The 9,941-nt window shown below is 33.3% G+C and carries 8 protein-coding genes; 1 reads left to right on the top strand and 7 read right to left on the bottom strand.

The window, feature by feature from the left end; genetic code table 11:
* Nucleotides 1–480: 480 nt before the first annotated feature.
* From C1Y58_RS25215 to C1Y58_RS25200, 4 genes are all read right to left on the bottom strand, one after another.
* Nucleotides 481–1,242 (bottom strand): CvpA family protein, encoded by a 762-nt coding sequence (locus C1Y58_RS25215; RefSeq protein ID WP_105619931.1) that lies wholly within the window; start codon nucleotides 1,240–1,242, stop codon nucleotides 481–483.
* A gap of 11 nt (nucleotides 1,243–1,253) precedes the next feature.
* Nucleotides 1,254–2,411, bottom strand: a complete 1,158-nt coding sequence (locus C1Y58_RS25210) for a DUF5711 family protein (RefSeq protein WP_105619930.1) — start codon at nucleotides 2,409–2,411, stop codon at nucleotides 1,254–1,256.
* Nucleotides 2,412–2,416: 5 nt separating this feature from the next.
* On the bottom strand, nucleotides 2,417–3,499 hold the full coding sequence (locus C1Y58_RS25205; RefSeq protein WP_105619929.1) for a YkvI family membrane protein: 1,083 nt from the start codon (nucleotides 3,497–3,499) through the stop codon (nucleotides 2,417–2,419).
* 124 nt (nucleotides 3,500–3,623) lie between these two features.
* Nucleotides 3,624–4,817 (bottom strand): LysM peptidoglycan-binding domain-containing protein, encoded by a 1,194-nt coding sequence (locus tag C1Y58_RS25200; protein WP_105619928.1) that lies wholly within the window; start codon nucleotides 4,815–4,817, stop codon nucleotides 3,624–3,626.
* 357 nt (nucleotides 4,818–5,174) lie between these two features.
* Between C1Y58_RS25200 and yyaC the strand changes: the two genes are divergently transcribed.
* Nucleotides 5,175–5,786, top strand: coding sequence for a spore protease YyaC (gene yyaC, locus C1Y58_RS25195; RefSeq protein WP_242985475.1), 612 nt, complete (start codon nucleotides 5,175–5,177; stop codon nucleotides 5,784–5,786).
* A 227-nt stretch (nucleotides 5,787–6,013) separates the two neighbouring features.
* Here yyaC and C1Y58_RS25190 read toward each other — a convergent pair whose 3' ends face one another.
* The 3 genes from C1Y58_RS25190 to C1Y58_RS25180 all read right to left on the bottom strand — a co-directional run bounded on the left by C1Y58_RS25190 (nucleotide 6,014) and on the right by C1Y58_RS25180 (nucleotide 9,607).
* Nucleotides 6,014–7,090, bottom strand: a complete 1,077-nt coding sequence (locus C1Y58_RS25190; RefSeq protein ID WP_278286147.1) for a PTS sugar transporter subunit IIC — start codon at nucleotides 7,088–7,090, stop codon at nucleotides 6,014–6,016.
* Between the two features lie 90 nt (nucleotides 7,091–7,180).
* Nucleotides 7,181–7,678 (bottom strand): transcription repressor NadR, encoded by a 498-nt coding sequence (locus C1Y58_RS25185; RefSeq protein ID WP_105619927.1) that lies wholly within the window; start codon nucleotides 7,676–7,678, stop codon nucleotides 7,181–7,183.
* 273 nt (nucleotides 7,679–7,951) lie between these two features.
* A complete protein-coding gene (locus C1Y58_RS25180; protein ID WP_105619926.1) occupies nucleotides 7,952–9,607 on the bottom strand; it encodes a lectin like domain-containing protein in 1,656 nt (551 codons plus the stop codon).
* Between the last annotated feature and the right edge of the window lie 334 nt (nucleotides 9,608–9,941).

Here is a 9,941-nt window from a genome sequence, read left to right as displayed (position 1 = left end):
TTGTTTATATCCGTGTTAGAACTAAGTTCTAACGAAATCAAAGTTTATTTCTTGGGTATGTGTTACACTGTTCAGTTATCAAAGTTCTTTTTTTTTAACTCTTTGTTAGCTTTATGTTAACTCGAAGTTAAAACAAAGCGCTTAAGCATTATATCATGTTCATTTAATTTCGTCAAGCACTTTTTTCATTTTTTTATTTTTCATATGTTGCCGATTATTTTCGACAACGAATGATATTCTATCATGTGCTAACAGCTTTGTCAACACTTTTTTTGCTTCATTTCACTGTCATTTAAAGCATTTCTACACAACAGCGAAATCAATTATAGCATCCCCCCTATTCAAAGTCAAGGGCTTTTTAAAACTTATTAAAATTACATATATGCATAATTTTAACTGTATCAAAAAAATACTATTTTAATAAAATTAGAACTGTTGAACACGCATCTAAGAGATGTCATATCCAACAGCAACTTTTAATCACCATACCCTCAACATATTAGATGTTAAACTAGCAATATACGCGTTACCTACATTTATTAGCTGTAAAAATGTATTCGCTAGTAAATTATTCTGATATAGCCATAAAGCTATACCCGAATCCTCTAAGGTACTGACTAAGCCTTCGAATGATGCACTCGTATAAAAAAGTGTAATAACTATATCACCAATCCAAACAATAATTAAGCCAAAAGCTAGTCCAACTGCTAATCCAGCTAACTTGTTAATTGAATTCAATAAAGGTAACTTAGCAATTAAGTCAAATACATTAATAATCAACCTAAGTAGAATTGAAACTGCAATAAAAACAACAATCATAGAAATGATATTTATACTTATAGTAGCTAAATACCCAGCTATATAGTCACCAAATCCCTCTACTCCTAAAATATTATATGCTTCGTAATTATTATTCTCTAATAAAGCTTGTTCTATAAAATGGGGTAATTCTAGTTCATTTATTTTTTGAATTTCCTCGTTTATATTTAAGGATATATTTAAGTTTTCTAGATTCAAAGCTTCTTTTATGTTTCCAATTAAGAATTCATAAAACTTTGTATACATCATAATAAACTCACTTACAGTTGGATAAATTATACGGGTCAGTATAATTGCTAATATTAGATTTGTAAAACGAAATACCGTAATGATAAAACCTCTATTGTATGCAACTATTGCATTGAAGCCTATTATTGCGACAACTAGTATGTCTAACCAGTTAACAAAATAACTTTCTAGCATCTTTGCACCTCCTAGTACAAACGAAACTCTTTAAATATCTGATAATTGTTTTCCCATACGATCAATACATGATCCGAATCTATAGGAATTATTTGCTTTATATCAACGGTAGCATCATATTTCCAATTAACACGTCCATTTTTCTCTACAGATAGATAGGTACGATTACTACCTATTATTAATTGTTCTTTCTTAAGAGATACATGAGATAGTTGTCCTTCTACATTAAAATTGTTAATCTTATTACCATTCTTATCATACAATATAATTTTGCCAGATAAATCTTCATCAACACCCGCTAAAGATTCCCCATATGCAACAGCAAAAAAATCATTACTACCGGCTAAGTCAATAATTTTATTTGTAAGATCTTTTGTAAATGTCTCTACTCCCTCATCAACAAACTTATATCCTTTTATTTGCGAACCAGTAAAAGCAATATATTCATTAGTTCCCATACAGATTAGTTCACCGATGATATCCCCTTCTAACTCAACTGCATTAACAATTTGATCTACAGCATAAATACTTTTATAGTTCAAATCAAAGAACACCAAATTACTTTTAGGTTGAATATCACTTACGTCTAAATAATTAACGACGAGTTGTTCGCCAGAAGGTGACATAACTAAATCTGTAGGATATCCACTACTATCAATAGTTGTATTTCTTTTAAAGCTTGGCTCCCCTCTCACATCATATACAGTTAACATGTGAGCATCTCGATTTTCTTCAATAATCGTAACATTACCAGATTCATTTATATTACATATTAAAATTGGGTTATTTACTTTCTTAGTATAGAGTAAACCACTTTTATTAAAGGTATAAAACTCTGTTCCACCCACATCTGCAACAAGAATATAGTCACCCTGAACTCTTATCCTAGGATTACTCATACTAAATGGTTGATCCCATTTTACCTCTCCGTCTTTATCAACCCTTTTAAAACCATCCTTATTGCCTATTAAAATATCACCTTTATAACTATCAAAAGTATACTGCTGAGTGCTTTCTACCGATATAGGTTCATTATATGGCGATAAGGTTACTTTATCGTCACTAAATACTTCTGCAATTTGATTATTGTATCCTTTAAGTACTACGACAAGACCTAATAGAATAATTAATGTTAAAAGAAACAGCATCTTAATTTTCTTATTTTTCAATTATATCACCTGTATTTCCTTCTACTCTTTGTTCGTAACTTTAGTTGGACAAAGTAAAGTATGATCATAATCATCTCGAACATGCCTAGATATCCGAAAATGGGATACACCTTTTTAACTAAGTTAGAAAAACCCATCCTTGCGATTAAAATTGCTACGATGATCATAATCAAGTTGAATAACTGTCTGCCGATTTTTGACTGTATTGTAACCCTTGATAATAATCCATATCCATTGGCAACTGCTGTTGTAAACATTGCAGCCAATAAAACAATTATGTACATATACTGGATAGCTGGTGTATATTGCATCACAATTTCAAGCAGAGGTATTTCTACATCTATAATTTTACCATAATTTATTAATGTTGCAACTCCCAAACACAATCCTAATAAGCCAAGAGCCGCGCCACCTATTATTCCTCCCCACTTTGCTACCCTTTCATTTTTAATCAAATGACCCAGCGAAGTCAATATAACAATTGATGTAATCATATTATAAGAAACATAGAGAATTGCCGCACTCACCCAATTTCCAGTTAATTCGTTAAACAGTCCATCTATTCCATGAGAAAACACAGCAGTATCCCTAAATAAGAGTGCATTGATTCCTAATACAAAAGCCCCTATAAATAGGATTGGAACGAGAATACTATTGATTAATATAACACCTTTTACATCAAATAAAAATGTTATATAGCACATCATTGCCATTAACAGTACCCCAAACATATATGGTGTGTTAAACCTCTGCTGCAATAACGCTCCACATCCAGCTAACATGGCACAAAAACAGGCTAGCATAAACAAAGTCACTACTGCTTCCATAATCTTTGACAATGTTTTTCCCATTAGCGCTTCCATGAAAGGCTTATACCCTTGATGCTTTCCTTCGTAAGCAATATAAAGCGTATGCCAGCCTACCACAGCAAAGAGTATGCCTGCTAGTATCAAACCATAAATCCCTTTATCGCCATAGGATGTGAAGAATTTTACAAGCTCTTGACCAGAAGCAAATCCTGCTCCTATTACAGTACCAATAAAAACACTTGCTATTTTTAGAATACTGGTTGTTTCTGATGCTTTCATAATCAACTACCACCCTTTACACTCTTATATCCTGTATCTACTTAAATATATGTTACAATTCACTTCACCATGAATATAAGGTTGGGTTATTAGAGGAAACAAGAAAAGGATGGTTGTGACCATCCTAATTTTTGGGGAGTATTAATTTTTTCCCTGCATAAATTTGATTCCTATCTCTTAAATCATTGACCTCAACAATTCTTTCTACCATATCTGTTGTTCCATAAAACTCAATGGCGATGCTATTAAGATTATCTCCAGCTCGAATAACATAATGATCTGGAACGTCATAAATTATCTGATCTACACTTTCATTTATGACTTCTTCTGTGGTTTCTTCTGATATTTCTTCAACTTCTTGTTGAGCTGTCTGTTCTTGCCCTTCTACTTCTGATACATCTATACCTTCATTAACATTTTCAACCGTTGCTTCCCCTTTGCCATTTACATCGTTTGGTGCCTGACCATTATGTTCCTCAGGTTTTTGTGGCTGTCCCATTGTAGCCCTTATGACACTCATCTCTCCTTGAACAAACTGTAGTTGTTGGTCAGTTTTTAATAGAAAGATACCCATGACCACACAAACAACAACAAGTACCGCTGTTAAAGTAGTTAATAAGCTGACTAATTTCCTCAAATAAGTCTCACCCTTAACCTCATGACTCTTTCTCTGGTAGACAGCTATGTAATCATCCTCTCTATTTTCTTCCTCAACTACTACTTTACTTTGGCTATTCTGATGTACTACTTTATTAGCAAGCATATAATCATGCATAGCGGTGTTACGATCGTAATATATAAAGTAACCTTCTTGTTTACTTAAATCATTAACATCCCATATGTATAAAGCTTCCGATTTATCTACAGGATCAATTAATAAAAGCATCTTTTGGTTATCAGAAAAATAACGCCGATGCATGTCCATATGATAATTGGATTTATACACACCATAACCCGGCTGGCTATTAACCCATCCTACTATATACTTGTCTTTAAAATAGGTTTTTCTATTTTCCTCCACATCTAGCATCGTATCTTCGGTTATCACATGTACATTCTGTTCTTCCTCGAGATAACTTCCCTTGATAGCCCCAGATATAATTATAATATTCTGCTGTTCAATAGTTATTTGCTCACCAAGTAGAAATATAACTTTACCTCCGGATAAATCACTCTTTGAATACTGATATAGATAGGTGTACACGTAATCTTCAATATAGACACGATAATCATCATATTCTACCGTACCTATTTGTTTTACATTCTTAGGTAATTTAGACGCTTCCGGAGGCTGAGATCCATTTAATTCTCTATCCAATTCAATTCCTCCTCATAAAACTATTCTCTTTTGCATATAAATGATTAAGTCACAAAAAGTTTTTAGTTTAGCCTCACACACGATATAAATGGTTATTAGGGGTTTCTATACAGTATGTGAAAAGCGAGAAACTACTTTTTGAGATTTAATCATGATACATCTATAATAACACATTTAATTTACATAATTTAGTAAAACATGTCGTAGAACACGATAAGTTTTCTTCCATAATTTACAAGTTATGTTTTAAAGCGACATATTGATAAGTGTTACCAAGCCATATAACATTATCTACCAAATATATTTTTTACTTCCAATGGCAACAATAACTTTATAATCTTTTAAGGTGGTGTTAATTTGAATCCCATAAAAGATGCAATTAAAAGCGAACAATGCCTTTTTGATACAGATAAAGTATCGGATCAAATCGTTTTTAGCGAGCAATTTTTTAATCTTTTAATGGAACAAAAAGATGGATACAGCGATATTATTATCCTATGTATTGGTACTGATCGAGCTACAGGTGATAGTCTAGGTCCTTTAATTGGTCATAAATTAAATCATGTCAATTATACAGGAGTACACGTTTATGGTACCCTTGATACACCTGTTCATGCTAAGAATCTGCATGAAGTTATTGATAGCATTTATTATAATTATGATCACCCGTATATAATAGCTATCGATGCATGCCTCGGTAAGATTGAGCATATAGGTTATGTAGGATTAGGTAAAGGCACAATAAAACCCGGCGCAGGAGTTAATAAAAATCTACCTGAAGTAGGTGATGTATTTATTACAGGTATCGTCAATTTCAGCGGTGTCATGGATATGATAATTTTACAGAATACGCGCTTAAGTCTTGTTATGAAAATGGCAGACTTTATAGTCTTTGCTATTAAGTCTGCACTATGGAAATATCATAAAGAGATGAGTATAGCTAAAGAAGAAATTTATGAAGCAAATTAAGTCTCCATTTCTTGGATAAATAACTAATGTTCATTTCACTTTGTGTTACACAATTACATGAGTGTTCCCTACATCACCAAGTATGTGCAAGAAAGTATGGTACCTTGCATGATCATTTCATGTAATGAAATGTATCAAAAGTAATGAGGTTCGATGCCTCATTGCTTTTATAAGCAAAACGCAGCTCTTTCTTACACTATAAAGAAAAGATGGCTTACGCCATCTTTTTATACGTTCAATTTCATATCACCATATTTAATCCACTGTCTTTTACGCATGAATTCTGAGATAATTAATGTTAGGATTGCTGGTAATACAAAATGTAATAATAAAATTTTTATAATAAGTATTAAACCAGATTCGCTACCTGACATGGTCTGGTAAGTCATTATTTGCCCTACTAAACCTGAGGTTCCCATACCTCCACCAGCCGCATTATTCTCCATTTGAAAAACCATAGTTGAAACGGGACCTAAAATTGCACTAGTTATAATAGGCGGTATCCATACCCGTGGATTCTTGACTATATTCGGTATTTGAAGCATGGATGTTCCTAGACCTTGAGCCACAAGTCCATTCACTTTATTTTCTCGATAACTTGCAACTGCAAAACCAACCATTTGGGAAGCACATCCCACAGTGGCCGCACCAGCTGCTAGACCATTTAATCCAAGGATAATTGAAATAGCTGCAGAACTAATAGGTAATGTTAGAAAAATCCCCATAGTTGTAGATACAATAATCCCCATACTAAATGGACGGAGCTCCGTTGCCCATCCTATAAAATTGCCCAAACTTGTCATAAAGCTTGAAATTGGTGGTCCTACAATCAAACCGATAGTAGCACCAGATAAAATAGTAACAATAGGGGTAAGGACTATATCCAAACTTGTCTTTCCTGCTACAAGGCGTCCGACTTCTACACCTATCACCACCGCTATAAATGCTCCTAAAGGATCCCCTGGACCTATTAATAAAATACCACTATCAGCAAACATGGCTTCAGTAATAAACTTGCTAGCATAGGCTCCTATTAATCCTGTAACAGCAGAGGAATATATAATAAGCTGAGGAGCTTTTAACGCATTAGCAACACCAACACCTATCCCCACCCCTGTGGCTACTGAGGCTATACTTCCAATTCCTATTAAAATAGCCCCTAATTCACTATCTCCTAAAAGTAAACCTATCTGTTTAATAATAAGTCCAACTATTAGTGTTGAAAAGAGACCAAGAGCCATACCTGAAAGACCTTTTATAAAATAACGGTCTATGAATTTTTTAAATATATTTTTATTATCCACCTTAAAAACCTCCAAACGGTTTAGCATTGTCATCTGTCTTGTCAGTTGGTAGTCTAATAATAACATACTTACTTAGTATAAGCAAGTATGTTATAGATTATTTAACTCCTTCTCGATAATGTCCAATATCTTATCATTTTTTGCTTCAATAGTATGATAATGTTCACCATTTGTTAAAGCCATTAACGGTAGAGCTTTATTTTCCTTCATTTTAGTAAGAAAATTCTTTATATCGTTTTCGGTCTCAATCATCAAATCTGCCTTGATATCACCATATACATCATGTTCGATTATGACGTTTAAGAGTCGTCCTCCATAATCCACAACTATTCTTAATTCTTCCTCAATTTTATTAGAATTGTGATTCGTTGCCACAACTCTCTTCTTCAGATTGTTATGGTTGGAGTAGATCAGATACCCTCTTGACGTGGCCATAATATTGTTTCTTTCAGCTCTTAATAAGGCAATATCCTGTACAATCACCTGCCGACTTACGTTAAATTCATCAGCCAGTTTATATCCAGGTATAGGATCTTTGGAGGATAATAAGATTTCGATGATCAGGCGTCGTCTTTCTTGACCTGTCATAATATCTCCCCTTACATCTAATTACGATATACCCATCAAGTTATATCTGTAATATTTATTAATTACTAATTGAGAGTTTTCATAATAATAGAATACAACTTATCGTAAAACAAAATTCCGCTCCGCTACTTCTTAATCTAGAAGTTTGTGTTCTTTGGAAAGACAATAAAAGGTTATTATGAAATTCTCTTAATTAATACTTCCATTATAAAGCTATTCACAAGGAATAGCAACCAAAAAGCACCGAACTCCTTCGATGCTTTCCATTGTTCATCATTCAACGTTATTAGTAAATGCCTTTATACATACATTAACATTATTATCTTTACCTGCATCCTGCCAATTTTTACCACTGTAACTGATAAAACTTTCACCGGGATTAACTTCTATTTCATCTGTGTATAAGAGTTGATTTGATACTTCGATAGCTATAGGATGCTTTAATCCTGGAGAATTGATCTCTAGCACTACAGCATAGCGTTCTCCCTTTGATAAATTAACATCTACAGGAAGATCAATTGTATAATAACCTGGTTCCTCTAGAGTACCTTCTGTTAAGAATACTTTATCATCAAAACTTTTTGTGTCTACGAAATCCTCCACAACATATAATTTATAACTACCATTCTTCGTAAAACTATAAAAGCTAATAGCTTCTAAGATTTCTTCATTACTTGCAGTATATACATTTGCGGCCATCGCCTTATCCTCAGAACCATTTTCATAGCCAATTTTTGAAACCCATCCTAATTCGTCATACTGATATATATTATCATAGTTATCATTACTATCAATGCGAGTGTAGATTACATTATGGGTACCTATGTGAGTATCTTCATAAGAAACATAATAATAGCCACCTTCACCAAACTCTTCACCCCAGCTATTTTTGCAGATAAATGCTCCATCTTTACTAGGCTTCACTTTAAATTTATCTCGTGGATAATTATCATCCCACCCAACTATGATAATATCGTGGTCTTGAACATTGTCATCGAAATTATACATAGCATTGGTTTCTTCATTATAATATAAGGAATTTTGGTCACCGTTTAGAATTGGAGAATATACTGACGTATGTACAGCTCCATATTCCATGACAGCTTTCTTAATACCATCAAAATCTTTGTCATCGATAAAAATTGCTTCTTGAAGGTGTACGACAGCTTCTGCTTCTGTTGTTTCACCATCTCCATAAGGATCCTGTTCCTCTAGGATAGGTCCCTTCCAACCTGTTAAATAAGCTAAGCCAATCTGATAATCGCCACCTTGATCTTGTGTTAATGCATAGCCATGATTTAAACTAATATGATCTTCTGAGAAATCGTAGAGCATATCTGGCATTAAGCTAGTTTCTAAAGCGCCCATAGCAGCAAAAGCCCAACACGCACCGATATCTCCTTGATTCTTTACTGGGCTCATCTTACTAACAGTTCTTGCATCAAAAGATTCAGGGTATTGAGATACATTTTCTTCTGGTTCAACATATCCCGGAGAATTAGCGGAAACAGTGAAGGTCTCTTGGTCCCATCCAACCGTATATCCAAAAGCTTCCATAACAACTCTAATTGGTAAATAGGTTCTACCATTAATCACAGTAGATACTGTATCATTCATTATTTTGTCGCCTTCAACATAGATATAATCTGTTCCGATAAAAATCATGACAGTTACCGTATCTTTTTGCAAAATGACAGCTTCTTTGTTGCCATCCCACTCAACTTTAGCACCGATACTATCTGCTGCAATTCTCACTGGTACTTGAGTTCTGCCGTTATTATCGACATAAGGTTTTCCTGACTCATCTGTAAACTCTATGTAGTCGCCATCGATACTTAATTTCAAATCCAATTCCTGTGCAGTTACAGGTATGATATTTATACATAATAAAACCATTAATATCCCCAGAGCTTGTATTCTCTTTTTCATGAACTCCACCTCCAAATATTTGCATATTTCTATGTAAAGTTAGTAAAATATCTATTTTAAATATTACCATAAAATGATTATCATGTACCATTATTTATCAAAATACAAACTAAATTTAAAATATATGTAATCTACTTTAAATAATTTTAATAATCCAGTTACATGAATGATATTTAACTTAACAATTCTGTTCTGAAATATTACGAATAGGTTACAGCATCATTGCTAGTAAAAGGTTTATTGAGGTTATCTATGTGTAAGTAGCTAAAAACCATATACCATTATCAATTATATCATTAAAATGGAATTTATGGTATAATTTTTATGTGATTCG

This window comes from Vallitalea okinawensis (assembly GCF_002964605.1).
Classification (GTDB): domain Bacteria; phylum Bacillota; class Clostridia; order Lachnospirales; family PQDH01; genus Vallitalea_A; species Vallitalea_A okinawensis.
The sequence above is the reverse complement of the archived record's forward strand: the minus strand, read 5'-3'. Positions and strand labels throughout refer to the sequence as shown.

Coding starts and splice junctions, on each gene's coding strand:
- C1Y58_RS25180 (WP_105619926.1), bottom strand. CDS start 9,607: ATGAAAAAGAGAATACAAGCTCTGGGGATATTAATGGTTTTATTATGT.
- C1Y58_RS25205 (WP_105619929.1), bottom strand. CDS start 3,499: ATGAAAGCATCAGAAACAACCAGTATTCTAAAAATAGCAAGTGTTTTT.
- C1Y58_RS25185 (WP_105619927.1), bottom strand. CDS start 7,678: ATGACAGGTCAAGAAAGACGACGCCTGATCATCGAAATCTTATTATCC.
- C1Y58_RS25215 (WP_105619931.1), bottom strand. CDS start 1,242: ATGCTAGAAAGTTATTTTGTTAACTGGTTAGACATACTAGTTGTCGCA.